The organism is Adlercreutzia sp. DFI.6.23 (assembly GCF_024462535.1).
In the GTDB taxonomy this organism is placed as follows: Bacteria; Actinomycetota; Coriobacteriia; order Coriobacteriales; family Eggerthellaceae; genus Adlercreutzia; species Adlercreutzia rubneri.
This window is the reverse complement of sequence record NZ_JANGBP010000352.1, coordinates 1-317: the sequence shown is the minus strand read 5'-3', so window position 1 is coordinate 317 and position 317 is coordinate 1. Positions and strand designations below refer to the sequence as shown.

The 317-nt window shown below is 56.8% G+C and carries 1 protein-coding gene; it reads right to left on the bottom strand.

Features of this window, described 5'->3' with window-relative positions; all coding sequences use genetic code 11:
• On the bottom strand, window positions 1–117 hold a 117-nt coding region (locus NE591_RS13690), incomplete at its 3' end, for an agmatine deiminase family protein (protein WP_256156913.1).
• Between the last annotated feature and the right edge of the window lie 200 nt (window positions 118–317).

The window sequence follows — 317 nt, the reverse complement described above, 5'->3', positions numbered from 1 at the left end:
GGCGCGCCCCACGTCGGCGAAAACTTGCTGGGCGGGTTTTGCCCCGTATTGCCAGTTGTCGGTTCGATGAGGCCAAAGCATCCAGATGCGCTCTGGGGGCTCGTGCTCGCCGGGCATATGGAACCCGTCTGCTTTGGGCGTTGACTCGTTCTCGTAAATTGTTTTCTCCATAATGCATCCTTTCGTTCTGGGACAGTATCGGGGCTATTCTTATCGCAGGCAGTTCATTTTTCGCTAATTTCTCGCCAGGTGCTCCTCTCTCTGGGATCGCTCTTCCTCAACTTCGGCTCCAGGTAGGGAACGGGCCGGTGGTTCGC